Annotated in this window: 22 protein-coding genes and 1 tRNA gene; 15 read left to right on the top strand and 8 right to left on the bottom strand. The window is 40.8% G+C overall.

All coding sequences use genetic code 11. The features are described 5' to 3' along the window. Positions 1-2: 2 nt before the first annotated feature. The 3 genes from rlmH to ACTG7L_RS02810 form a co-directional block, all read right to left on the bottom strand. Positions 3-470, bottom strand: a complete 468-nt coding sequence (gene rlmH / locus ACTG7L_RS02820) for a 23S rRNA (pseudouridine(1915)-N(3))-methyltransferase RlmH (protein WP_439257155.1) — start codon at positions 468-470, stop codon at positions 3-5. Between the two features lie 28 nt (positions 471-498). Further along, the gene (rsfS, locus tag ACTG7L_RS02815; protein WP_439239838.1) at positions 499-807 is read right to left on the bottom strand and encodes a ribosome silencing factor; all 309 of its coding nucleotides are present in this window, start codon (positions 805-807) and stop codon (positions 499-501) included. A gap of 121 nt (positions 808-928) precedes the next feature. Beyond that, positions 929-1852 (bottom strand): helix-turn-helix domain-containing protein, encoded by a 924-nt coding sequence (locus tag ACTG7L_RS02810; RefSeq protein WP_439287400.1) that lies wholly within the window; start codon positions 1850-1852, stop codon positions 929-931. A 108-nt stretch (positions 1853-1960) separates the two neighbouring features. On the opposite strand from ACTG7L_RS02810, the gene ACTG7L_RS02805 reads away from it, so the two are divergent. Further along, complete coding sequence (locus ACTG7L_RS02805) at positions 1961-3079, top strand: alpha/beta fold hydrolase (RefSeq protein ID WP_439287399.1); 1119 nt, start codon at positions 1961-1963, stop codon at positions 3077-3079. 3 nt (positions 3080-3082) lie between these two features. After that, a complete protein-coding gene (locus ACTG7L_RS02800) occupies positions 3083-4489 on the top strand; it encodes a sugar porter family MFS transporter (protein ID WP_439287398.1) in 1407 nt (468 codons plus the stop codon). Between the two features lie 11 nt (positions 4490-4500). On the opposite strand, the gene ACTG7L_RS02795 is transcribed toward ACTG7L_RS02800, so the two are convergent. Continuing rightward, positions 4501-4577, bottom strand: a tRNA-Ile gene (locus tag ACTG7L_RS02795). A gap of 178 nt (positions 4578-4755) precedes the next feature. Here ACTG7L_RS02795 and nanQ point away from each other — a divergent pair. The 7 genes from nanQ to rplI all read left to right on the top strand — a co-directional run bounded on the left by nanQ (position 4756) and on the right by rplI (position 8388). Beyond that, positions 4756-5226, top strand: a complete 471-nt coding sequence (gene nanQ, locus ACTG7L_RS02790; protein ID WP_439287397.1) for an N-acetylneuraminate anomerase — start codon at positions 4756-4758, stop codon at positions 5224-5226. Between the two features lie 7 nt (positions 5227-5233). Then, positions 5234-6637: a membrane-bound lytic murein transglycosylase MltF gene (mltF, locus tag ACTG7L_RS02785; RefSeq protein WP_439287396.1), complete on the top strand. Its 1404-nt coding sequence runs from the start codon at positions 5234-5236 to the stop codon at positions 6635-6637. An 8-nt stretch (positions 6638-6645) separates the two neighbouring features. After that, on the top strand, positions 6646-6798 hold the full coding sequence (locus ACTG7L_RS02780; protein ID WP_439287395.1) for a hypothetical protein: 153 nt from the start codon (positions 6646-6648) through the stop codon (positions 6796-6798). A gap of 189 nt (positions 6799-6987) precedes the next feature. After that, positions 6988-7368 (top strand): 30S ribosomal protein S6, encoded by a 381-nt coding sequence (gene rpsF, locus ACTG7L_RS02775; RefSeq protein ID WP_439239846.1) that lies wholly within the window; start codon positions 6988-6990, stop codon positions 7366-7368. Beyond that, positions 7355-7681, top strand: coding sequence for a primosomal replication protein N (priB, locus tag ACTG7L_RS02770; protein WP_439257149.1), 327 nt, complete (start codon positions 7355-7357; stop codon positions 7679-7681). Before rpsF ends, priB begins: the two co-directional genes overlap by 14 nt. A 12-nt stretch (positions 7682-7693) precedes the next feature. Next, entirely contained in the window at positions 7694-7921 is a 228-nt protein-coding gene (rpsR, locus tag ACTG7L_RS02765) for a 30S ribosomal protein S18 (RefSeq protein ID WP_005759927.1), read from the top strand. A 17-nt stretch (positions 7922-7938) separates the two neighbouring features. Then, positions 7939-8388 carry a 50S ribosomal protein L9 gene (gene rplI / locus ACTG7L_RS02760; RefSeq protein WP_439257148.1) on the top strand — a complete coding sequence of 150 codons (450 nt, stop codon included), beginning with the start codon at positions 7939-7941 and terminating at the stop codon, positions 8386-8388. A 119-nt stretch (positions 8389-8507) separates the two neighbouring features. Here rplI and gdhA read toward each other — a convergent pair whose 3' ends face one another. Next, positions 8508-9857, bottom strand: coding sequence for an NADP-specific glutamate dehydrogenase (gene gdhA / locus ACTG7L_RS02755; protein ID WP_386692479.1), 1350 nt, complete (start codon positions 9855-9857; stop codon positions 8508-8510). A gap of 499 nt (positions 9858-10356) precedes the next feature. On the opposite strand from gdhA, the gene gltB reads away from it, so the two are divergent. Beyond that, positions 10357-14823, top strand: coding sequence for a glutamate synthase large subunit (gene gltB, locus ACTG7L_RS02750; protein ID WP_439287394.1), 4467 nt, complete (start codon positions 10357-10359; stop codon positions 14821-14823). 89 nt (positions 14824-14912) lie between these two features. After that, the gene (locus ACTG7L_RS02745; protein ID WP_439287393.1) at positions 14913-16337 is read left to right on the top strand and encodes an FAD-dependent oxidoreductase; all 1425 of its coding nucleotides are present in this window, start codon (positions 14913-14915) and stop codon (positions 16335-16337) included. 128 nt (positions 16338-16465) lie between these two features. Here ACTG7L_RS02745 and glnA read toward each other — a convergent pair whose 3' ends face one another. Together glnA and argE are read right to left on the bottom strand one after the other, a co-directional pair. Further along, positions 16466-17887, bottom strand: coding sequence for a type I glutamate--ammonia ligase (gene glnA / locus ACTG7L_RS02740; RefSeq protein ID WP_439287392.1), 1422 nt, complete (start codon positions 17885-17887; stop codon positions 16466-16468). 184 nt (positions 17888-18071) lie between these two features. Then, on the bottom strand, positions 18072-19214 hold the full coding sequence (gene argE / locus ACTG7L_RS02735) for an acetylornithine deacetylase (RefSeq protein ID WP_439287391.1): 1143 nt from the start codon (positions 19212-19214) through the stop codon (positions 18072-18074). Positions 19215-19300: 86 nt separating this feature from the next. Here argE and argC point away from each other — a divergent pair, with 86 nt between their 5' ends. The 3 genes from argC to argH are packed head-to-tail and all read left to right on the top strand — an operon-like array spanning position 19301 to position 22501. Continuing rightward, positions 19301-20311 (top strand): N-acetyl-gamma-glutamyl-phosphate reductase, encoded by a 1011-nt coding sequence (gene argC, locus ACTG7L_RS02730; RefSeq protein WP_439287390.1) that lies wholly within the window; start codon positions 19301-19303, stop codon positions 20309-20311. 15 nt (positions 20312-20326) lie between these two features. After that, positions 20327-21100, top strand: coding sequence for an acetylglutamate kinase (gene argB, locus ACTG7L_RS02725; RefSeq protein WP_439287459.1), 774 nt, complete (start codon positions 20327-20329; stop codon positions 21098-21100). Between the two features lie 24 nt (positions 21101-21124). Continuing rightward, positions 21125-22501, top strand: coding sequence for an argininosuccinate lyase (gene argH, locus ACTG7L_RS02720; RefSeq protein WP_439287389.1), 1377 nt, complete (start codon positions 21125-21127; stop codon positions 22499-22501). Positions 22502-22666: 165 nt separating this feature from the next. On the opposite strand, the gene ACTG7L_RS02715 is transcribed toward argH, so the two are convergent. Then, entirely contained in the window at positions 22667-23944 is a 1278-nt protein-coding gene (locus ACTG7L_RS02715; RefSeq protein WP_439287388.1) for an O-acetylhomoserine aminocarboxypropyltransferase/cysteine synthase family protein, read from the bottom strand. A gap of 415 nt (positions 23945-24359) precedes the next feature. On the opposite strand from ACTG7L_RS02715, the gene ACTG7L_RS02710 reads away from it, so the two are divergent. Beyond that, positions 24360-25079, top strand: a complete 720-nt coding sequence (locus tag ACTG7L_RS02710) for a 1-acylglycerol-3-phosphate O-acyltransferase (protein ID WP_439287387.1) — start codon at positions 24360-24362, stop codon at positions 25077-25079. The last annotated feature ends 10 nt before the right edge of the window (positions 25080-25089 follow it).

The raw sequence follows: 25089 nt of genomic DNA, 5'->3' as shown, positions 1-25089 counted from the left end.
ATTTATTCACGGTGATAAGGGTGATTGGTACTCAGCGACCACGCCCGATACAGGCTTTCGGCCACCACCACTCGCACCAACGGATGAGGCAGGGTTAAGGGCGATAAGGACCAACTTTGTTCCGCTGCGGCTTTACATTCTGGCGACAGTCCCTCTGGCCCACCAATCAACAAGCACAGATCACGCCCATCATTTTTCCAACTCTCTAACTGCTGCGCCAATTCTGCCGTGGTCCAAGGTTTGCCCGGAATATCCAAGGTCACAATCTTACCTTTCCCACAAGCATTGAGCATGGCTTTGCCCTCTTGTTCCAAAATGCGTTTAATATCGGCATTCTTACCCCGTTTACCGGCAGCAATTTCCACCAATTCAAAGGGCATATCTTTCGGGAAACGGCGTTGATATTCTTCAAACCCAGTTTTTACCCAGTCAGGCATTTTGGTTCCCACGGCAATGAGCTGTATTTTCATAAAAGTGCGGTCAATTTTCGGTTAATTTTTACGCCCAAAGTTTTTCAAGCTGATAAAGTTCACGGCTATCGGCTTGCATAATATGTACCATGGCTTGGCCAAAATCCACCACCACCCAATCAGCCGTGGCTTTGCCCTCTTCGCCAAAGGTTTCAAAGCCAGCTTGTTTGCTTTCATCAATCAATTTTTGAGCAAGCGAGGCAACATGGCGACTAGATGTTCCGGTGCAAATAATCATATCATCGGTAATAGATGATTTCTTTCTCACATCAATGGCTTGAATGTCCGTGGCTTTCAGATCATCTAATTTATGGAGTAAAAAATCGGTTAAATTCATATTGTATTTTCTATATGCTATTTAAAAGAGAGCAATTTTAACACAGGATTGAAAGGATAGGAAATGTTTGGTGCCCGCTAATAACGGCTTATAACAAGTGTGTTGCCGAGTATAAGTAAGTCTAATGACTATCGCTCCCTTTTATCTCTGTCAGCTTTTCTTGTTGATATTTCTTGGGTGTATATTGTGTTACTTTGTAAAATTGTTTTGAAAAATAACTTAAATTATTAAAACCGCAGCTATATGCAATATCCGTAATCCTGCTTGACGTATTCAGTAACATTTCTTTTGCTTTCTCAATTCTATATTCATTTAAAAAAGAAATTGGGCTTTGCTGAACATATTTCTTGAATAATTGACAACATTTACTACGACAAATATTGGCAGAAGATGCAATATTATCTAGTTTCAATGGGTGCATATAGTTTTGGTAAATAAACTGGGTCATTTTCTTTTGTAACAAGAGTTCCCTGACATCTTCATGTGGATTATTATCTATTTTTTCTTTAATGAGGTTATACCAATTTTTCCAGAAATAGCATGCAATAGCGATACAATCAAAATCAATAGATTGATGATGATGTATTTGTTCAGAATAGATAGCACCAAATTGTTCTATATTTTTTAAGATATTTTGATGTTGAATATTATGTTCGTATAGGCAACAGACATCTAAATGATAAGATGAGATAATTGGAAAAATGAAATGATGATATATTGGTGAATTTTCGCCTAAAATGTAAGGATTAATCAGGACACAAATAAAATGACAATCCCTATTATGATGGGAAAAACCATAGTGCATCGCTTTAGAATTAACAATAATGCCGTCATTCTTCTTTAAATGGTAAGTCTTACCATTAACATAATAATTCATCTCACCATCAATAATTTTGACGAGTTCAACATCATCGTGCCAATGACACAATGCTTTCATCCCATCAAAGTAGGAAAGTCTGTTTTTTTGTATGCCAATATTGGTATAAGGAAGATAGGACTGAACGATTTCTGCCGCATCTTTCATGAGTTTTAATTCTATTTTCATCTTATCACCAAAATACGATTTTGCTAAAAAATAGCGAAAATCCTGTTAGAAATGGATTAATATCATCTGATAATATCATAAAAAAAATTTCACTAATAGAGGATAATAATGAACACACATTTATCTTGTGACTGTCAGCCTATTGCTGAGGTGGGTATTTTAGGTGGGCAGATCACGCAATTTCAATTTAAATTATCCCACCCCTGTCAAAATATTGAGATTAAACAATTAAAAGTCGCTATTTTAAGTGAAAATACGGATAATAAATGGGAAGGGTTAGAAATAACCACCTATCATTTTGATAAAATTAAACAATATTTACTGGTATATGTGAAGAAAGATATTTTCTGCCAGAAAACCAAGTTACTCAAATTCCTAGAACAAGAATTTAAGCAACAAATATGTCATATTCAATTTAATATTTCATTTGATCTCGTTGTAGATAAAGTACATTGTACTATTTCAAATCAACAGATTAAGATGCAGCCTATTAGAGTGTTGGAAGTCGAAAAATTCATTACCTCTACCTTTGATGATCTTCACTATAACTTATATCAACCAGAACCTAATAATGTTAAGCATCCACTAATCATTTGTTTACATGGAGGTGGAGAAGGGGGAATGAATGGATGCCATATTATTGCAGATAAAATGGTAACTTCTTTCTTACAACCAATACATCAAAAACAATTTGATTATCCCTATATATTAGCTCCCCAATGCCCATCATATTGGTTAGATGAATTTAAGTTTAAACAAAATAGATATTATGGTGTACGGGATTATACCGACACCTTGGTAAATCTAGTTAAAGAGATTATTCAGAAATATAATATAGATACAAGTAGAGTTTATGTTATTGGTGCATCAATGGGAGGATATCAGGCTTTACGTTTAATATCTTGTATGCCAGATTTGTTTTGTGCTGGCGTTATCTGTTGCCCAGCAAAAGTGCCGCTCTTCCATCAGTTAGATACATTAAAACATATTCCTTTATGGTTTATTCATAGTCAGCTAGATGATACCGTTCCTATTCAATATACCAATGCGATTGTAAATTATCTACAATCACACAATGACAATATTGAAAAAACTGATTATGCGAAAGTGATTATTCAAGATAGAGAGATAGATCCCCATTGTGTTTTTCTGGATCTTTATGAAGATCACATTAGCAATAAAAAATTATCAGTCTTTCAATGGCTTGCCTCTCAACACAAGGAGTAACTTATGAAAAATATCAACCCAGTGATCTACATTTCTATGATAGCTGCATTAGGCGGATTTTTATTCGGCTTTGATACCGCAGTAATTAGTGGCACAGTGGAATCAATTCGTAGTGCAGAATTTGGTTTTGCTCTCTCTTCAACAGAGTTAGGTTTTGCAGTCGCATCCGTTTTATTTGGTTCTGCTGTTGGTGCTTGGTATGCAGGCTTAGGTGCAATACGATTTGGACGAGTCAAGGTCATGCTAGTGGCGTCCGTACTTTTTTCTATTTCAGCTGTCGGCTCTGCCTTAGCGGTAGGTTTATGGGATTTCTCCTTATGGCGATTTATTGGTGGATTAGGTGTTGGTATCGCTGCCGTTATTGCACCTGCTTATATTGCAGAAGTTTCTCCAGCACATTTACGAGGAAGATTAGGCAGTTTACAACAACTAGCTATTGCGATTGGTTTACTTATTTCTTTTATTTCTAATTATCTCTTAGCTAATGCAGAACATTCTCCAAATGCGACCTTGTGGGGGGGCTTGCTCGCTTGGCGTTGGATGTTACTCGTTGAAGTCTTTCCTGCAGTGCTTTACGGTGTAATGGCATTAAAATTACCTGAATCACCACGTTATTTGGTGAGTAAAAATAAATTGACACAAGCAAAACAGGTTTTAGTTGATTATACGGGAGAATTAAATCCTGATGATAAATTACAACAAATTAAACAAAGTTTAGGTAATGTAGATGAAATTATTTCAATTCGTAACGTACTATCCAAGAAAACAGGTTTTGTCCCTGTAGTCTGGGTGGGAATTTGTTTTGCTTTTGTTGCTCAATTTACGGGGATTAATATTATTCTCTATTATGCTTCATCACTTTGGAGTGCTGTTGGATTTTCACAATCGCTTTCTTTTGCGGTCCCTATTGGCACAACCATCATCGGTGTATTAATGACGATTGTAGGGATGTTGTTTATTGATAAATTAGGTCGCCGTAAATTACTCTTAATTGGCTCTATTGGTATGGGTATTTCTTTATGGATTACGGGGATTATTTTTACCAATGCGACACAAGGTGAAAGCGGGCTTGTTTTATCTCCTGTACTATCTTGGGCTGCATTGGTTAGTGCACATTTGTTTTATATCTTTTTCTGTTGCACTTGGGGACCTGCATTATGGGTTGTGTTAGGGGAGATTTTCCCGAATGCGATTAGAACAACTGGGCTTGGTGTGGCGACTTGTGCAAACTGGATAGGAAATGTTATTGTGACTTGGACATTTCCTCCAATGCTTCAATACTTTGGTTTAGCACCAACTTATTTCTTTTATGGTATTTGCTGCATTGGATCATTTTTTATGGTCAAATATCTTATCCCTGAAACCAATAATAAAGAATTAGAAGATATGTCATATGGAATTAGTCAGTAATTTTTAGATGCTGGTGCCCCCAACAGGACTTGAACCTGTGACCAATCGATTATGAGTCGACTGCTCTAACCGACTGAGCTATGGGGGCGGTTGAGAAGTGCGGTGATTATATGCAAAACTTTGATGTAAGTCTAGTTTTTCAAAAATATTCTGGCGGATTTGCAGAATTTTTTAGCATATTGCCAAATGATTGTAGTATTATTTCACCATGCACTGTTCAAGTGCGGTGAAAAAATGATTATTTTATCTCATTAAGGAGAATTGTTATGTTTACTGGTAGTTTAACCAATGCTGATTATGCCCGTGGTTTGCCAAAAGTGATTGTGGATGTTTGCGAACATTTAAAAACCTTGGATTTAGCAAGTTTGGAAAATGGTCGTCACGATTTGACCGCAGACATTTATATGAACGTGATGTCACCTGAAACGGGTGCGTCAGAAAGCAAAAAAGCAGAATTACATCATGACTATATTGATGTGCAACTGTTAATCGAGGGTACTGAAAATATTGAATATGGTATTGCTAGCCCCGATTTATCCCAATACGAACCCTACAATGCAGAAGATGATTATCAAGTTACCGCCAGCGAATTTGCCGACAAAAATACCATTTTAATGCGCCCGAATATGTTTGTGGTCTTTTTACCTTATGAACCGCATAAACCTTGTGTCAATGTGGACGGCAAAGTGGCGAAATTGAAAAAATTAGTGGTGAAAGTGCCAGTCAAGTTGCTATAAGGTTCAGATGAAAGGCCTCTTCCTACGTATTATTGCGAGCCTTGCATTGTTGCTGTGGGCCATTGATATGGTGTTCCCATGGCAACAGATTATGCGCTCAGAATCCAATCATTACGCAGAAATTATTCAGCGCAAAACCCTTGTGGTAGGCACCATCAATAATCCGGTGTCCTATTTTATTGACGCCAATGGTGAAACGGGTTTAGAGTATGAACTGAGCAAAGCCTTTGCGGACTATCTCGGTGTGCAATTAGAAATTCGCACCTTAGAGAACAGCGAGGCGCTGTTTGAGGCCTTAAATCAACATGAAATTGATGTTGCGGCAGCCAATTTGCTGTATCAACCACAAAAAAACGAACACTTCCAAATTGGCCCTGCCTATCATTCTGCCTCGTGGCAATTAGTTTATCGCCAAGGTCAACCTCGACCAAGCGGGTTAGATAAACTGCAACAGGAAGTAGTGATCGCTGGCGGTAATGAATTAGACAGTTTGTTGCAAAGCAAAAAAGACAGCTTTCCCGCCTTGCGTTGGTCCATTGATCACAAACAAAATCAAGAGGCGTTGTTATTGCAAGTAGCGGATGGCAAAATTGCTTACACCATTGCCAACTCCCTTGATGTGTCAGCCATACAACAAGTGAAACCACAAATTGCGGTGGCCTTTGATGTGGCGGATGAATCCACGGTACATTGGTATTTGCCCAACAGTTCCTATAATGAATTGCAAGCTGCATTGTTGGATTTTATGCACAACGCCATTGAAAACGGTTTAATTGCTCGTATTGAAGAAAAATATTTTAATCATTTTTCCAAATTTGATTATGTCGATATGCGTTCTTATACTAATGCTATTGAAAATATTTTGCCCAAATACACCACACTTTTTGAAAAATATAAAGGCGATCTGGATTGGCGATTATTAGCAGCGATAGCTTATCAAGAATCTCACTGGGATAAAGATGCCACCTCGCCAACTGGCGTGCGAGGTATCATGATGCTGACCAAAGCCACGGCTGAACGAATGAAAATTAGAGATCGAACAGATCCAGAACAAAGCATTAAAGCCGGCTCAGAATACTTACATTGGTTAATTTCACAAGTGCCTGACAGCATTCCACAAGAAGATCGTATTTGGTATGCGTTAGTCGGCTACAATATGGGATTGGGGCATTTATTAGACGTTCGACGTTTAACCAAAAATTTAGGTGGAGATCCCGATAATTGGTCTGATGTGAAAAAAAATCTACCACTATTGGCAGAAAAACGCTATTACAGCACCTTAAAATACGGCTATGCACGAGGTTATGAGGCCTTTCAATATGTGGAAAATATCCGCCGTTATATGAACAGTATTGTGAACTATCACCGTGTACAAGAAAATCAAAATAATGAAAATCCACCCCAAGAATAGGAGGAATCATGGCATTCAAACGTAAACCCCAATTAAAAAAAGTGAAAAAATTTTTTACCGAACAAACCCGACGCACTGCACGGATCCATCGTTTAAAACGAGCTAAACGCAGCCTTGCCATGCGTCATGAGGTGCTTTTTCATACACAGCAAGAAATGTAACCCTATTTACACCGCACTTTTCAGCAAAATAAATCAAAAGTGCGGTGTTTTTCCACAAATTCACTTGAATTCGCACCACAATTCTGTATAATCCTCGCCTTACAGTCACATCCTATTTTCGTTCCTTGCTTCCGCAAGATTGGTGACTGGTCTTACCGTCGGAGGCTGATTAACCCGTAAGGAGCAGTAATGCGTCACTACGAAATCGTTTTTATGGTTCATCCGGACCAAAGCGAACAAGTACCAGGTATGATTGAACGCTACACAGGTTCTGTCACAGAAGCTGGCGGTCAAGTACATCGCCTAGAAGATTGGGGTCGTCGCCAATTGGCTTACCCAATTAACAAATTACACAAAGCACATTATGTGCTGATGAATGTAGAAGCGCCTCAACACGTCATCGACGAGCTAGAAACAACATTCCGTTACAACGACGCTATTCTTCGTAACGTAGTTATTCGTACTAAGCACGCCGTAACAGAAGCGTCCCCAATGGTTAAAGCCAAAGACGATCGTCGTCCAGCTTTAGCTGAAGTTGAAACCAACGATTTTGAGGATGCTGAGGAGTAAGTTGAACATTGATAATCGTTTATCGTTAATCGGCACCGTTGCGGATTTACCCAAACGATCAAAAAGCCCAAATGGGATTGAACATTGCCGCTTTTATTTAGAACACCGTTCTGAACAAAAAGAAGCTGGACTACCACGTCAAGCATGGTGCAAAATGCCAATCCAAATCAGTGGCAATCAATTAATGCAACATACTCAAAGCATTACGGTCGGTAGCAAATTATTGGTGGTGGGATTTATTAGCTCACACAAACAAGCCAACGGCTTAAGCCAATTAGTTTTGCATGCCGAGCAAATCGAATTTATAGATTAGGAGAGTAGCCAAATGGCACGTTATTTCCGTCGTCGTAAGTTCTGCCGTTTCACAGCGGAAAATGTCGTAGAAATCGATTATAAAGATATCGCAACATTAAAGAACTATATCACAGAGAGCGGCAAAATTGTCCCAAGCCGTATTACCGGTACTCGTGCGAAGTATCAACGTCAACTAGCTCGTGCAATCAAACGCGCACGCTATTTAGCGTTACTTCCATACACTGACAATCATCAGTAATCAAGGAGAACAGGGTAATGCAAGTCATTCTTTTAGATAAAATTGCTCACTTAGGTAAAGTGGGTGATCAAGTCAATGTTAAATCAGGTTTTGCACGTAACTTCTTAATCCCACAAGGGAAAGCAGTGATGGCAACCGCCGCTAACATTGAACACTTTGAAGCACGTCGTGCTGAATTTGAAGCCAAAGCAGCTGCTGAATTAGCAGAAGCACAAGCTCGTGCAGCACAAATCACCGCATTAGAAAGCGTGACTATCGTTTCTAAAGCAGGTGACGGCGGTCGTTTATTCGGTTCTATCACCACACGTGATGTGGCTGAAGCCGTAACAGCAGCCGGCGTGAAAATTGAAAAATCAGAAGTTCGTTTATCCACAGGTCCATTACGTACCACTGGCGATCACGAAGTTCGTTTCCAACTTCACGGTGAAGTATTCGCAGCATTAAACGTTATCGTTGTTGCTGAATAATTAGCAAATTGCTTAAAAAAACCCAGCTTTGGCTGGGTTTTTTATTTTATCGAAAAATGCAAAAAATAAGGCGAATCCATTGATTCGCCCTACTCTATTTTAGTCAAAGCAGTAAAAAATTAATAGACACCTTGTGCCAACATGGCATCAGCGACTTTAACGAAACCAGCCACGTTTGCACCCACCACATAGTTAATATTTTTGCCCTCACCTGAACCATATTTTTTACAGTTGGCATGAATATCTAACATAATGCTGTGTAATTTGGCATCCACTTCTTCACGACTCCAGTATAAACGTTGTGAACCTTGTGCCATTTCTAAACCAGATGTCGCTACCCCACCGGCATTGGCAGCTTTACCTGGTCCAAATAATACATCCGCCGCTAAGAACGCATCGGTCGCTTCAATGGTGGTTGGCATATTAGCTCCCTCAGCCACTAATTGTACGCCATTGGCAATGAGTTTTTGTGCATCCGCTAATTCAATTTCATTTTGGGTTGCACAAGGCAATGCAATATCGACTTTTACTCCCCAAGGACGTTGACCTGCATGATATTCTAAACCGAATTGTTCCGCATAATCTTTCACACGACCACGTTTCACTTCTTTAATTTCGATTAAGGCAGCTAATTTTTCTGCGGTGAAACCGTCTTTATCATAAACATAGCCCGATGAATCTGAACAGGTAACCACTTTTGCACCAAGTTGTAACGCTTTTTCAATCGCATATTGTGCAACATTACCTGAACCTGAAACTGAAACGGTTTTGCCTTGGAAAGATTGACCTTTTTCCGCTAACATGGCTTGTGCAAAATAAACTAAGCCGTAACCTGTGGCTTCAGGGCGAATTAAACTCCCACCAAAGGAAAGCCCACGACCAGTGAATACGCAAGCAGCTTGGTTAGATAATTTTTTCATATACCCTGCAAGATAGCCCACTTCACGACCACCTACACCAATGTCGCCTGCTGGCACGTCAGTATCTGGACCAATATGACGATATAATTCTGCAATTAATGCTTGGCAGAAACGCATCACTTCCGCATCAGATTTACCTTTTGGATCGAAGTCGGAACCGCCTTTCGCCCCGCCCATTGGTAAAGTTGTTAAGGCATTTTTGAAGATTTGTTCAAAACCTAAGAATTTTAGGATAGATAAGTTGACTGATGGGTGAAAACGCATACCGCCTTTAAATGGACCAATCGCACTATTGAACTGAACACGGAAAGCACGGTTGACTTGGGTTTGACCTTTGTCATCTGTCCATGCTACGCGGAATTGGAATGCACGTTCAGGCTCAACTAAACGTTCTAATAATGCTTGTGAACGGTATTTTGGATTTTTTTCAATAAAAGACCAAATAGAGGTAAATACCTCACGCACTGCTTGTAAAAATTCAGGTTGATGACCGTCACGCTGTGCAACGTAAGCTAGAAAGTCTTCTAATGATGATACTGAGTTAGACATAATATGTTTCCTTTTTTAATATGAGTAATATGTTTGTTTGCAATCGCTGTTTGAACAGCTCGGGTTCTACTATGCAAAAACACCATTCAAAATGCAATGCTTTTTTTCATCTTCTCAAAAGATAAATCAACACAACTAAATGAAAATTATTTTTATTCAGTTAATAAGTGCAAAAATTATATTTTTTCTAAATAAATTACAAAATAGGCTATTTTTGTTTAAAATAAGCCTTAAATAATCATTAAATTATATAGATAAAATTATTCCCAAGCTAGAATTAGATAAGATATAAAATGAACGACATTTATTTATGTTTTATTTAATTATTACGGCGTTTATATAAATATAATGTTTGATATATTTACATAAACCATTATTCAATCTAAGATGACTTTACCTATATAACGAAATAACAAAGTGCGGGTGTAAAATCTGTTATTTTTCCCACCTTGTTAGCTAAAACAATTTTACTTTTACTCTATTTGCAGGAAGACAACTTATGACAACGCTATATGATCGCAGTGAAGTGCGTGAAAACTGCGGTTTTGGGCTGATCGCCAATATTGACGGCGTGCAGAGCCACAAAGTCGTACGTAATGCCATTTTAGGCTTATCTCGGATGCAACATCGTGGGGCGATTTTATCAGACGGTAAAACTGGCGATGGTTGCGGTTTATCTATTCAAATGCCAGAAACCTTTTTTCGCCATATCGCCGATGAGAATGGCTTTTCCTTAGCTAAAAATTTTGCGGTGGGTCAGATTTTTTTACCGCAAGATGAGAAATTGATAGCCGAATTTATTGAGATTATTAATCAAGAACTGACCGAAGAAACCTTAGGCATTGCCTATTGGCGTGATGTGCCAACCAATCCATCGGTTTTAGGCTCAATCGCTCTTGCAGATATGCCAGCGATCAAACAAGTGTTTATTAATGCACCGAGCGGTTGGCGAAATCAAGACTTGCAACGCCGTTTGTTTGTGGCTCGTCGTCGTATTGAAAAACGTATCAGCCATGATGATTTTTATATTTGTAGTTTTTCTAATCAAACTGTGATTTATAAAGGTTTGTGTATGCCGAAAGATTTGCCGAAATTCTATACAGATTTAGCCGATCTACGCATGCAATCTGCGATTTGTTTATTCCACCAACGTTTTTCCACCAATACCCAACCCCGTTGGAAATTAGCTCAACCATTCCGCTATTTAGCCCATAATGGTGAGATTAATACCATTTCAGGCAACCGAGCTTGGGCGAGAGCAAGGGGTTATAAATATCGCACGCCGTTAATTCCAGATTTACAAACTGCTGCACCGTTCGTCAATGAAAGTGGCTCGGATTCTAGCTCGTTGGATAATATGCTGGAGCTGTTTGTGTGTGGCGGTATGGATTTATTCCGTGCCATGCGTTTATTAGTACCGCCTGCGTGGCAACATAACCCTGACATGGACGATAATCTGCGAGCTTTTTATGATTTTAACTCTATACACATGGAACCTTGGGACGGTCCTGCTGGGATTGTGCTGTCTGACGGTCGTTATGCTGCTTGTAACCTAGACCGTAATGGTTTACGCCCAGCTCGTTATGTGATCACCGAAGATCGCTTAATTACTATCGCATCAGAAATCGGTATTTGGGATTATGCACCTGATGAAGTTGTAGAAAAAGGACGGGTTGGACCGGGGCAATTATTAGTGATTGATACCAAAAAAGGGCGTTTAGTGCATTCCGATGAAATTGATAATGAAGTTCGCTCCAGACATCCTTATCGCCAATGGCTAGATAAAAACGTCAAACGCTTAGTGCCATTTGATCAAGTAGATGATAGCCAAATTGGTGCGACAACCTTAAGCGAGCAAGAGTTATTGGTGTATCAAAAACAATTCTTATACGATAACGAAGAAATTGAGAATATCATTCGTGTACTGGGTGAGAACGGGCAAGAAGCGGTCGGTTCGATGGGTGATGATACGCCATTTGCGGTACTATCTGAACGTCCACGAGTAATTTTTGATTATTTCCGTCAATATTTTGCACAGGTAACAAACCCACCGATTGACCCATTACGTGAAGCGCATGTGATGTCATTAAACACGAGTATCGGACGTGAAATGAGCGTGTTCTTTGAAGCGGAAGGAATGAGCCATCGAGTCAGTTTTAAATCACCGATTTTGGTCTATTCCGATATGCAACAAATTTTGGATTTACCACAGCAATATTATAAACACCAAATTTTAGACGCAACCTATAACCCCGATGAAATGAGCTTAAAACAAGCCATTGAAAATCTGTGTAAAGAAGCTAAAAGTGCGGTGCAAAATGGTGCAGTTTTATTAATCGTATCCGATCGCAATATTAGTAAATCCTATCAACCGATTCCAACTGCCTTGTCAGTAGGGGCATTACAAAATCAATTAGTGTCTGCCAATTTACGTTGTGATACCAATATTTTAGTCGAAACTGCCGAAGCTCGCAGTCCGCATCATTTTGCGGTGTTACTTGGTTTAGGGGCGACCGCTATTTATCCGTATCTTGCCTATGAAACCTTGGGGCAAATGGTGAAAACGGGTTCAATCAAAAAATCCTTACGTCAAGTTACGGCAAATTTCCGTTATGGCATTGATAAAGGCTTGTATAAAATTATGTCGAAAATGGGGATTTCCACCATTTCATCTTATCGTTGTGCCAGATTATTTGAGTTAGTGGGTATGAGTTCAGAAATTACTGATCTTTGTTTCCCTAGGATTACTAGTCGAATTGAGGGTGCCAGCTTTGCGGATTTTGACCAGCAACTTAGTCAATTACGCAAACGGGCATGGCGACCAAGTCAAGATTTGGATATGGGTGGATTTTTGAAATTCAAACCGCAAGGGGAATATCACGCCTATAACCCAGATGTGGTGATGAACTTGCAAAAAGCCGTCAATAGCGGGGATTATGAGCAATACAAAGCCTATCGTGATGCTGTAAATCATCGTCCTGTGGCGACCATTCGTGATATGTTAAAGCTCAAAACCGATCCCAATAATGCGATTGATGTTGCACAAGTTGAACCAGCGGAAAATCTATATAAACGCTTTGACAGTGCCGCCATGTCTATCGGTGCATTAAGTCCAGAAGCACACGAAGCCTTAGCCACGGCAATGAACCGTTTAGGCGGTTATTCAAATTCAGGTGAGGGCGGTGAAGATCCGAAACGCTATGGCACTGAAAAAGTGTCTAAAATCAAACAGGTCGCCTCTGGTCGCTTTGGGGTAACGCCTGCTTATTTAATGAGTGCGGAAGTGATTCAAATTAAAGTCGCACAAGGAGCAAAACCCGGTGAGGGTGGGCAATTACCAGGGGATAAAGTGACTCCTTATATTGCACAATTACGCTATGCGGTACCAGGGTCAACCTTGATTTCACCACCACCACACCATGATATTTATTCCATTGAAGATTTGGCTCAATTAATTTTCGACCTCAAACAAATCAACCCGAAAGCCTTGATTTCAGTGAAATTGGTGTCGCTCCCTGGCGTGGGAACAATCGCTACTGGCGTTGCTAAAGCCTATGCCGATCTGATCACCATTGCAGGTTATGACGGCGGTACTGGGGCAAGTCCATTATCCAGCGTGAAATACGCAGGTTCACCGTGGGAATTGGGTTTAGCCGAAGCACAACAGGCGTTAGTGGAAAATAATTTGCGTCATAAAGTGCGGTTGCAAGTGGATGGTGGTTTAAAAACTGGTTTAGATATTGTCAAAGCCGCCATTTTAGGGGCAGAAAGTTTTGGTTTCGGTACAGGTCCAATGGTGGCATTAGGTTGTAAATACTTGCGTATTTGTCACTTAAATAACTGTGCCACAGGTATTGCGACCCAAGACGAAACCTTACGCAGTAAACATTATACTGGCTTGCCAGAAAAAGCCATGAATTACTTTAAATTTATTGCACAAGATGTGCGTGAGATTTTAGCCCAATTAGGCGTAGAAAAACTCACCGACTTAATCGGTCGCACTGATTTGTTAGAAATCATTAACAGCAAGACGAGCAAACAACGTGGTTTAGATTTAAGTAAACTGCTTTACTCGCCAAAAGTACCAGATGGCAGTGCAAGATATTGTACACAACATAATCCACCGTTTGATAAAGGCTTGTTAAACAAAGCCATTATTGAACAAGCACAAGATGCCCTTGAAAGTGGTTTGAGTACCGAAATGAACTTTGATATAACCAACGTGGATCGTTCTATTGGTGCAACGCTTTCTGGTATTTTGGCAGCACGTTACGGCAATCGTGGTAATCCATTGCAAGAATTCAATATTAATTTAACTGGTACCGCTGGACAAAGTTTAGGGGTATGGCTGGCAGGTGGTGTAAATTTGACCTTAACAGGTGATACTAACGACTACGTGGGTAAAGGTATGGCTGGTGGTCGTATTGTGATCAAACCGCACGCCGGTGTTTCATTCAAGGCGGAAGATGCCACCATTGCGGGCAACACTTGTTTATATGGTGCCACTGGCGGTGAATTATTTGCATCAGGACGTGCTGGCGAACGTTTTGCGGTGCGTAACTCTGGTGCATCTGCAGTGGTTGAGGGTATCGGCGATAACGGTTGTGAATATATGACTGGCGGTATCGTCACCGTGTTAGGCAAAACGGGGATTAACTTTGGTGCTGGCATGACGGGTGGATTCGCTTATGTGCTTGATACAGATGGCGGTTTTAAACAACGGCTTAACCCTGAATTAGTAGAGGGTTTAAGTATTGTGGATTTACCAACCCATCAAGAGCATTTACGTGGCTTAATTTCTCGCCATGTGGAATTAACCCATAGTGGTATCGGTGAACGTATTTTGGCTAACTGGGAACAATATGTTTCGCAATTTGTGTTAATTAAACCAAAAGCCAATGATGTCAATGGGTTATTAGGGCATAAACGCCGTACCGTGAATGAATTAGGTGCGTTAGCTCAGTAATAAAAATTTGTGGGATTTTCACCGCACTTTATTTAAACCAAAGTGCGGTGGAAAAAGAAAAAGTTTTTAAAGATTTGAAGGAATAAACTATGGGTCGTGGAAACGTCTATCAATTTATCGACTTGCAACGTGTGGATCCACCGAAAATTCCACTTAACGTAAGAAAAACCGAGTTTGTGGAAATTTACAATGTATTTAGCGATACACAGGCACAATCTCAAGCGGATCGCTGTTTGGAGTGTGGCAATCCTTATTGTCAAAACAAATGTCCGTTACATAATAATATCCCGAACTGGCTACGTTTAGCCCATGAGGGACGCATTATTGAAGCGGCAGAATTAGCCCATTCCACCAACAGTTTGCCAGAAGTCTGTGGTCGCGTTTGTCCACAAGATCGCTTATGCGAGGGGTCATGTACCTTAAATGACGGATTTGGCGCTGTCACCATTGGTAATGTGGAAAAATATATCACTGAAAAGGCCTTTGCAATGGGCTGGAAACCAACTATTAATGCCGTTCCAACGGGTAAAAAAGTGGCTATTATCGGTGCTGGACCTGCTGGCTTAGGTTGTGCCGATGTATTACTTCGTAACGGTGTAGAAGTCAGTATTTACGAACGCCAGCCAGAAATTGGGGGCTTGCTCACCTTTGGTATTCCAGCATTTAAACTGGAAAAAAGCGTAATGACACGCCGCCGTGAGCTATTTACCGAATTAGGCGTAAAATTCCACTTAGGAGTAGAAATTGGCAAAGATATCACACTAGACGAACTGGTCGCACAGTATGATGCAGTATTCTTAGGTGTCGGTACCTATCAAGGCATGAAAGCAGATATTCCCAATGAAAATGCCACTGGCGTTTATTCTGCCTTACCATTTCTAATCGGCAATACGCAACATTTACTCGGCTTTGATGCCCCTGATTTTGTGAATATGCAAGGTAAACGTGTGGTGGTACTGGGTGGCGGTGATACTGCTATGGACTGCGTGCGTACTTCGGTTCGACAAGGTGCGGTGGAAGTCACCTGTGTTTATCGCCGTGACGCTGCCAATATGCCTGGTTCGAAAAAAGAATATCATAACGCGAAAGAAGAGGGTGTCGATTTTGAATTTAACGCTCAACCGGTAGAAATTGAAGCCGAACCGCTTGAGATTCAAACCGACGCCTCTGGCAAAGTGACTGGCATTAAAATTGTCCGCACCCAAATGGGCGAACCTGACAACAACGGCCGTCGCCGTGCGGAAGTCATTCCAAACAGTGAAGAAGTGGTGGCATGTGATGCGGTGGTTGTGGCATTCGGTTTCGCACCCCATGCCATGCCATGGCTTGATACGGTGGGTGTGGAAGTGGATCAACGTGGCCGTATTAAAGCCAACGGCGAACTCACCCAACAAACCGCTAACCCAAAAATCTTCGCCGGTGGCGACATTACCCGAGGATCGGACTTAGTGGTAACCGCCATTGCCGAGGGACGCCGTGCCGCAGAGGGGATAATGGAATATTTGGATGTGTAATTTAAATCGTTAGATCCAAAGTGCGGTGAAAAAATATCAAATATTTTTCACCGCACTTTTTTTCGTCAGTATGACAACATAAAAAAACAGGATTATCTCTAATCCTGTTTTTCCCACTTAATCAAATATTAAGCATAATACATTTCAAATTCCACTGGGTGTGGGGTCATGTTCAAACGTTCCACTTCTTTACGTTTCATACCGATATAGGTTTCGATAAAGTCTTTAGTGAATACGCCACCTTGAGTTAAGAATTCATAATCTTTTGCAAGATTATCAAGAGCCTCCTCTAATGAGCTTGACACCGCTGGAATTTCTTTTAATTCTTCTGGTGGCAAGTCGTAAAGGTTTTTGTCCATGGCATCACCTGGGTGAATTTTGTTTACCACGCCGTCTAAGCCCGCCATTAACAAAGCTGCAAAACATAAATACGGATTTGCGATTGGATCAGGGAAACGAGCCTCGACACGGGTTGCTTTCGGACTGGTCACCGCAGGAATACGGATAGATGCAGAACGGTTGCTGGCCGAGTAAGCTAATAATACGGGAGCTTCAAACCCTGGCACTAAACGTTTGTATGAGTTTGTACTTGGGTTAGTAAAGGCATTTAAGGCTTTAGCGTGTTTGATAATACCACCGATATAATATAACGCTGTTTCAGACAAGCCCGCATATTTGTCACCCATAAAGATATTTTTACCGTCTTTACTTAATGACATATTACAGTGCATACCTGAACCATTGTCACCGGCAAACGGTTTTGGCATAAAGCAAGCGGTTTTGCCGTGTTCTAATGCCACGTTTTGCACGATATATTTGTAGATTTGAGTTTCGTCCGCTTTCAAAGTTAAGCTATTGAATTTTGTCGCAATTTCATTTTGACCTGCGGTCGCTACTTCATGGTGATGAGCTTCAATCACTAAGCCCATTTCTTCTAACAATAAACACATTTCAGAACGAATATCATGTCCGCTATCAATCGGAGCAACTGCACAGTAACCGCCTTTTTTCAATGGACGATAAGCATTGTTGCCTTGTTCTTTGTATTTGCGGTTGGTGTTCCACATGGCCTCTTCGTCATCAATGGCGTAAGATACTTTATTTGGCTCCGTAGAAAAACGCACATCATCAAATAAAAAGAATTCTGGTTCTGGCCCAAACATCACATTATCTGCGACACCGGTTGAACGCATATATTGTTCGGCACGCAAGGCAATAGAACGTGGGTCACGATCATAGCTTTGCATGGTGTTCGGATCATAGATACTACAACGAATTGATAGGGTTGGGATTTGTGCAAAGGGATCCACTACGGCACTTTCTGGAATTGGCATTAATAGCATATCGGCTTTATTAATCGCTCGCCAGCCCTCAACGGAAGATCCGTCGAACATTTTGCCCTCTTCAAAGAAATCGTCATCAATGGCACTGGCAGGTAATGATACGCCGTGTTCTTTGCCTTTGATGTTAGTAAAGCGAAGAAGAACAAATTTGATATTGTTTTCTTCGATAAGTTTAAATACGTTAGCAATCGCTTGTGTGTTTGACATAGAAACTTCCTTCCAAGTTAAATTTTAAGAGTCAGTAAATTCTTGCAATGTGGTTGCATAGAAAAAGTAACCAATTATTTCAAAGATCACAATAATATTTTTAGTTACATTTAACAAATAAATACTATTGTTATATTATATCTAAAATTAATGCTTTTCAATTAAATTATTTCTAATACAATCCTTAACAGAAATGATTAATCAACTTCGTCAACAGTTGTTGTGTTGGTTTAATAAATTCTGCCGATAAAAATTCATCCGGCTGATGGGCTTGTTCAATGGAACCTGGCCCTAACACAAGCGTCGGACAAAGTTGTTGAATAAAGGGTGCCTCGGTGCAGTAGTTTACCACTTCACATTTTTCTCTCAACAATTTTTCCACCACTTGCACGACTTGTGCAGAATGCTCACATTCATAACCCGGTATCGGCTCATGCAAATTTCGCAAGGTGAGAAGATCACCATATTGTTCAAATAGCGGAGCCAATTTTTCTCGCAACATGCTTTCCAAATCCTCTAACTGCATAGCAGGCAAGGGACGAATATCAAATTGCAATTCACAACAAGCACAAATGCGATTCACCGCATCTCCGCCATGAATGGAACCAAAATTCATAGTAGGATAAGGAATAGCAAAATCCGCATGATGATATTTTTCTTTCAGCTCATTTCGCATTTGCATTAAATAACCTGTGGCTTGGTGCATAATTTCAATGGCATTCACACCTTTTTCGGGATCGCTAGAATGGCCCGACTTGCCAATAATTTGCAAGCCTTTGCCAATATGCCCTTTGTGGGCACGCACAGGGCGTAATGACGTCGGCTCACCAATCACGGCACAATCGGGGCGAATGTGGCTGTGTTGAATAAAGGTTCTTGTCCCCAACATGCTGGTTTCTTCGTCAGCGGTGGCAAGAATACGTAAAGGTTTGGTTAATTGGGTTAAATCAATCTGCTGAATAGCATCCAACACAAAAGCAAAAAAGCCTTTCATATCCGCCGTGCCTAAGCCGTAAAATTTGCCATCTTTTTCCGTTAATTTGAAGGGATCAAACGTCCAACGCCCCTCATCAAATGGCACGGTGTCCGTGTGCCCTGCCAATAATAAACCGCCTTCGCCCTCACCATAGGTTGCCAGTAAATTATATTTGTCATTACTGCCCGCCACAGGTAGAATTTCCGTCTGAAAACCAAGATCTTTTAGCCAATTCGCTAACAATTCAATTAAAGTGCGGTTCGATTGATCGGCTTTTTTTTCAATACTGCTAATGGTCGGTATGGCAATCAGTTGTTGATACATTTGGATAAAAGAGAGATGTTTTTTCATTTAATTTGCCTAATAACAGTTGCTTTTTAAATATTTATGCAGAATAATAGCATAAATAATCACTATAACAAAAACAGGATTACATTATGACACAAAAAGCCATTATTGTCGGAGCCAGTGGCTATACTGGTGCAGAGCTTGCTCAAATTCTCACTCGTCATCCGCATTTTGAGCTAGCAGGACTTTATGTTTCACAGCAAAGTGTAGATGCCAACAAACGCATTTCTGATCTGTATCCGCAATTACGTACATTCTGTGATCTGCCTTTGCATCCCTTGCCTGAAGATTTATCCTTATTGGCAAATGATGCCGATATTGTCTTTCTCGCCACTGCACATGAAGTTAGCCATAACCTTGCTCCGATTTTTTTACAACAAGATTGCCAAGTATTCGATTTGTCGGGGGCTTTCCGTGTCAATAATGCAGAATTTTACACCCAATATTATGGTTTTGAACATCAATATCCTGAACTTCTCAATTTTGCGGTATATGGCCTTGCCGAATGGAACAGTAAGCAGATTCAACAAACCGATTTAATTGCGGTAGCCGGTTGTTATCCAACGGTGTCACAATTAAGTATAAAACCATTAATTGAAAATAATTTATTAGATCTCAATCAATTACCGGTGATTAATGCGGTCAGTGGCGTGAGCGGTGCCGGTCGTCGGCCAGCCATTACTAGCAGTTTCTGCGAAGTGAGCCTGAACGCTTATGGTGTCTTTACCCACCGTCATCAACCTGAAATTGCTACCCATTTAGGCACCGAAGTCATTTTTACACCGCACTTAGGCAATTTTAAACGAGGTATTTTAGCCACCATTACGGCCAAATTAAAAGAGGGCGTCACCGACGAGCAAATCAGATCCGCTTATCAACAATATTACGCTAATTGCCCGCTCGTGCGAGTGTATGAGCAAGGTTTACCAAGCATTAAAGCGGTGGAATTTACCCCTTATTGTGATATTGGTTTTGCCACCCATAACGGGCATATTGTGATTATCGGGGCGGAAGATAATTTACTGAAAGGGGCTGCCTCACAAGCGGTACAATGTGCCAATATTCGTTTCGGTTATAATGAAACGCTCGGTTTATTTTAAGGATTTATCGCAATGATTAGACCTTTAGTGATTAAATTAGGCGGTGTGTTATTAGATACCCCTGCTGCCATGGAAAATTTATTCCTAGCCTTAGCAGATTATCTACAACAGGCTACTCGCCCTTTAGTTATCGTTCATGGTGGCGGTTGCGTAGTTGATGATTTAATGAAAAAACTAGGCTTACCGGTGCAAAAGAAAAATGGTTTACGAGTAACCCCAAGCGATCAAATTGACATTATCGTGGGAGCGTTGGCTGGCATTGCCAATAAAAAACTGTTAGCACAAGCCATAAAATTTCAGTTAAATCCTGTCGGATTAAGTCTTGCTGACGGCAATTTGACCAGTGCGATGCAATTTGATCCTGAATTAGGTCATGTCGCCAATGTACAAGCACAAAACGCTACGCTGTTAGAGCAATTATTAACCAGCAAATTTTTACCGATTATTAGCTCTATTGCTGTTGATGATCAAGGGCGTTTAATGAATGTCAACGCCGATCAAGCTGCCACCGCTATTGCAGCGTTGATTGATGCGGATTTGGTGATGTTGTCTGATGTTGACGGCGTACTGGACGGCAATAAGCAACGTATTGCCGAGCTAACTGCGGTGCAAATTGAGCAACTTATTGCGGAAAAAGTGATTACTGACGGCATGATTGTGAAAGTAAAAGCGGCACTCGATGCGGCACAATTATTACAACGTGGCGTAGATATTGCGAATTGGAAATATCCTGAAAAACTCACCGCACTTTTACGTGGTGAAATTATTGGTACAAGAATTTATCCCTAAACCTACACTAAAAAAGGAAAAAATATGGCATTATGGGGCGGTCGCTTTACCCAAGCGGCAGATAAACGTTTTAAAGATTTTAATGATTCACTACGTTTTGACTATCGTTTAGCTGAACAAGATATTGAGGGTTCAGTGGGGTGGTCAAAGGCATTAGTGAGTGTCGGTGTTCTCACCACAGATGAACAGGCTCAACTGGAACAAGCGTTAAATCAGTTGTTAATTGAAGTGCGGTCAAATCCGCTGGCGATTTTGCAAGATGATGCGGAAGATATTCATAGTTGGGTAGAAAGTAAGCTCATCGATAAAGTCGGCAATTTAGGTAAAAAACTACACACAGGACGTAGCCGTAACGATCAGGTCGCCCTTGATATAAAAATGTGGTGCAAACAGCAAGTCACGGAATTGCAATACAGCGTACGTGAACTACAAGCCAAATTAGTAGCAACCGCAGAAAATAATCAACACGCCGTGATGCCTGGTTATACCCATTTACAACGTGCCCAACCCATCAGCTTTGCTCACTGGTGTATGGCGTATGTAGAAATGTTAGAACGAGATTATAGCCGTTTAGCAGATGCCTATCGCCGTATGAATACTTGCCCACTCGGCAGTGGGGCATTAGCAGGTACAGCCTATCCTATCGACCGTGAACAATTAGCACAAGATCTTGGTTTTGACTTCGCCACTCGCAACAGCTTAGACAGTGTTTCTGACCGTGATCATATTATTGAATTGCTTTCCACTGCGTCATTAAGCATGGCACACCTTTCTCGTTTCGCTGAAGATATGATTATTTTCAACAGTGGCGAAGCAGATTTTGTGGAATTATCTGATCGAGTCACATCAGGTTCATCACTCATGCCACAAAAGAAAAACCCCGATGCGTGCGAATTGATTCGAGGTAAAACTGGGCGTGTGATCGGTTCACTTATGGGTATGCTCACCACCGTCAAAGGCTTGCCATTGGCCTACAACAAAGACATGCAGGAAGATAAAGAGGGCATTTTTGACGCCTTAGACACCTGGCACGATTGCTTAACCATGGCTGCATTTGTATTAGAGGACATCAAAGTTAATGTCAACCGTACTCGAGAGGCTGCACTCAAAGGCTACTCTAATGCGACCGAACTCGCTGATTACTTAGTCGCAAAAGGCGTGCCGTTCCGTGATTCACATCATATTGTGGGTGAAACCGTGGTTTATGCAATTCAAGTTCAAAAAGGCTTAGAAGATTTAACCGTGCAAGAATTTCGTCAATTTAGTGATGTCATTGGCGAAGATGTTTACCCTATTTTATCATTGCAATCCTGTTTGGATAAACGTAATGCCAAGGGTGGGGTGTCGCCGTTGCGAGTGGCGGAGGCGATTGAAGATGCGAAAAAACGGATTCACGCATAGGCATGGCAATCCATTATAAAATTAGCCATCGTTGTACATCACTTTGTCTAATTAGACAAATCATGACTAATAATGGCTAATTGAGTAAAAATGATGTGGTATCACACTAAATTATGCGGTGAAAATCTCTCACAATTTTCACCGCACTCTTGTTTGTGTATAAAGTTAAATACTCTCCAACGCCACAGTTAAATCCGCAATCAAATCATTCACATTTTCTAATCCAATCGATAAACGAATTTGATTTGGGGTGACACCACAAGCTAACAATTCACTTTCGGTTAATTGACCGTGCGTGGTGGTCGCAGGGTGAACCACTAAAGATTTTGCATCAGCCACATTGGCTAAATTTGAGAAAATTTCTAATTTATCAATCATCTGACGGGCTTCTTTGGCTCCACCTTTGACGTGGAAAGTAAAAATCGACCCTGTACCTTTTGGCAAGTATTTTTGTGCTAAGGCATAATATGGACTGTTTGGCAAACTTGGATAATTGACTTTTTCCACTTTCGGATGATGGCTCAAAAAATCCACAATTTTTTGTGTATTCTCAATGTGGCGTTCCACTCGTAATGACAGGGTTTCTAAACCCTGTAATAATAAAAACGCATTAAATGGTGAAAGGGCTGCCCCTGTATCACGCAATAACTGCACTCGTACCGCCACAATAAAAGCAGCTGCCCCAATATCTCGAGTATAGCTAATATTATGATAACTCGGATCTTCATCCACAAATTGTGGGAATTTGCCTGATGCTACCCAATCAAATTTGCCCGAATCCACGATCACACCGCCAATGGTGGTACCATGTCCACCAATAAATTTAGTGGCAGAATGAATGGCAATATCCACGCCGTGTGAGAACACATTAATCAAATAAGGGGTGGCAAACGTATTATCACACACCAACGGAATACGATGACGATGTGCAATATCCGCTACTTTTTCAAGGTCTGGAATATTAATTAACGGATTGCCTAGGGTTTCAATCAATACCAATTTGGTATTCTCTTGAATCGCATTTTCCACTTCTGTGAGATCTTCTACATTGACAAAGGTCGTTGTGATGCCATAACGTGGCAAGGTTTCTTTTAATAAATTAAAGGTTCCGCCATAAATGGTACTTGCTGCTACCACATGATCACCCGCATGGGCTAAAGCTAAAATCGCATAAGTAATCGCTGCCATGCCTGATGCCGTAGCCAACGCTCCAACGCCTTTCTCCAGTGCTGCAATACGGTTCTCAAACACTGCCACAGTGGGATTAGTAATGCGGGTATAGATATTGCCTAGCTTACGCAAAGCAAATAAATCTTCCGCCTCTTGTGCATCATCAAATACGTAAGATGTGGTTTGATAAATTGGTACAGCTCGAGATTTACTGCTACTATCGACCTCTTGTCCTGCGTGTAACTGTAGGGTTTCAAAATGAAGTTCTGACATAATTTTTTCCTTTTTATGATGATTTTTAACAAAATTACAACAGTTTTTATTCCAGTGCAATACAATCTGCATAGAATATTTTCAATTAAGATAAAACCATTCGTTCTAAAAAATCAATAAAAAACACCGCACTTTAACACCCCGCATCCCCACTGGGGCCACGTGTTTGCCGCCTGAAAAAGGGTTAATTTGTAGGGAAATGGCGTCTGTCTGAGCGTAGCGAGTTCAGCCATTTTCCGTTAAGCAAATTAACCCTTTTTCAGTAAACAAGGCAAAGTCGGGGTGTGCTTTCTTTTTGCTTACTTTTTCTTTGCAAAAGCAAAGAAAAAGTAAGTCGCCATCGGCGAAAACCGATATTAAAAAAACAATAAAAACCTGTTATAATCCCCAAAAAACCAAACAGGAAAACAACAACATGCTAAAACTCGCCAGAATTATTATTGTCGTTCTATTCTGCCTAATTATCTGTATTTGTGGCACTATCTACTCACTCATTCGTTTCAAAAATCCAAATAACGTGAGTGTCGTCGCTCGTTGGTTTGGCCGCTTATATCCCCTCTTCGGCTTAACCGTTGAACACCGTTATTCCCCCGAATCCGCCAACATTGGCCCTTGCGTCTATATTGCCAATCACCAAAATAACTACGACATGGTCACAGTGTCTTATATGGTGCAACCTCGCACCGTGAGTATCGGCAAAAAAAGCCTCATCTGGATCCCCTTTTTTGGTTTGGTTTACTGGGCAACGGGCAACATTCTGTTAGATCGTGATAATAAAAATAAAGCCCATAACACCATGGGACAAGTGGCACAACGTATCAATCAAGATAATCTGTCGGTGTGGATGTTCCCCGAGGGTACTCGCAGTCGTGGGCGTGGTTTATTGCCATTTAAAACGGGGGCATTTCATGCGGCGATTGCGGCGGGCGTGCCGATTGTGCCAGTGGTGTGTTCGACCACACAAGGCAAAATTGAGTTAAATCGCTTGCATAATGGCAAAGTGATTTGTGAAATTCTACCACCCATTGACAGTCGCCAATTTAATAAAGACAATGTGCGTGAATTTGCCAACCATTGCCATCAACTCATGCAACAGCGTATCGCTGAATTAGATGCGGAAATTGCTCAATCATAAAGGATGTCAC

Origin of the sequence: Lonepinella sp. BR2357, from assembly GCF_051851525.1 — a bacterium.
In the GTDB taxonomy this organism is placed as follows: Bacteria; Pseudomonadota; Gammaproteobacteria; order Enterobacterales; family Pasteurellaceae; genus Lonepinella.
This window is presented reverse-complemented; position numbering and strand designations above follow the sequence as displayed.

Coding starts and splice junctions, on each gene's coding strand:
- ACTG7L_RS02745 (WP_439287393.1), top strand. CDS start 14,913: ATGGGTCGTGGAAACGTCTATCAATTTATCGACTTGCAACGTGTGGAT.
- rpsF (WP_439239846.1), top strand. CDS start 6,988: ATGCGTCACTACGAAATCGTTTTTATGGTTCATCCGGACCAAAGCGAA.
- ACTG7L_RS02780 (WP_439287395.1), top strand. CDS start 6,646: ATGGCATTCAAACGTAAACCCCAATTAAAAAAAGTGAAAAAATTTTTT.
- rpsR (WP_005759927.1), top strand. CDS start 7,694: ATGGCACGTTATTTCCGTCGTCGTAAGTTCTGCCGTTTCACAGCGGAA.
- ACTG7L_RS02810 (WP_439287400.1), bottom strand. CDS start 1,852: ATGAAAATAGAATTAAAACTCATGAAAGATGCGGCAGAAATCGTTCAG.
- gdhA (WP_386692479.1), bottom strand. CDS start 9,857: ATGTCTAACTCAGTATCATCATTAGAAGACTTTCTAGCTTACGTTGCA.
- glnA (WP_439287392.1), bottom strand. CDS start 17,887: ATGTCAAACACACAAGCGATTGCTAACGTATTTAAACTTATCGAAGAA.
- argC (WP_439287390.1), top strand. CDS start 19,301: ATGACACAAAAAGCCATTATTGTCGGAGCCAGTGGCTATACTGGTGCA.
- nanQ (WP_439287397.1), top strand. CDS start 4,756: ATGTTTACTGGTAGTTTAACCAATGCTGATTATGCCCGTGGTTTGCCA.
- gltB (WP_439287394.1), top strand. CDS start 10,357: ATGACAACGCTATATGATCGCAGTGAAGTGCGTGAAAACTGCGGTTTT.
- ACTG7L_RS02715 (WP_439287388.1), bottom strand. CDS start 23,944: ATGTCAGAACTTCATTTTGAAACCCTACAGTTACACGCAGGACAAGAG.
- argH (WP_439287389.1), top strand. CDS start 21,125: ATGGCATTATGGGGCGGTCGCTTTACCCAAGCGGCAGATAAACGTTTT.
- ACTG7L_RS02710 (WP_439287387.1), top strand. CDS start 24,360: ATGCTAAAACTCGCCAGAATTATTATTGTCGTTCTATTCTGCCTAATT.
- mltF (WP_439287396.1), top strand. CDS start 5,234: ATGAAAGGCCTCTTCCTACGTATTATTGCGAGCCTTGCATTGTTGCTG.
- priB (WP_439257149.1), top strand. CDS start 7,355: ATGCTGAGGAGTAAGTTGAACATTGATAATCGTTTATCGTTAATCGGC.
- rlmH (WP_439257155.1), bottom strand. CDS start 470: ATGAAAATACAGCTCATTGCCGTGGGAACCAAAATGCCTGACTGGGTA.
- argE (WP_439287391.1), bottom strand. CDS start 19,214: ATGAAAAAACATCTCTCTTTTATCCAAATGTATCAACAACTGATTGCC.
- ACTG7L_RS02805 (WP_439287399.1), top strand. CDS start 1,961: ATGAACACACATTTATCTTGTGACTGTCAGCCTATTGCTGAGGTGGGT.
- rplI (WP_439257148.1), top strand. CDS start 7,939: ATGCAAGTCATTCTTTTAGATAAAATTGCTCACTTAGGTAAAGTGGGT.
- ACTG7L_RS02800 (WP_439287398.1), top strand. CDS start 3,083: ATGAAAAATATCAACCCAGTGATCTACATTTCTATGATAGCTGCATTA.
- rsfS (WP_439239838.1), bottom strand. CDS start 807: ATGAATTTAACCGATTTTTTACTCCATAAATTAGATGATCTGAAAGCC.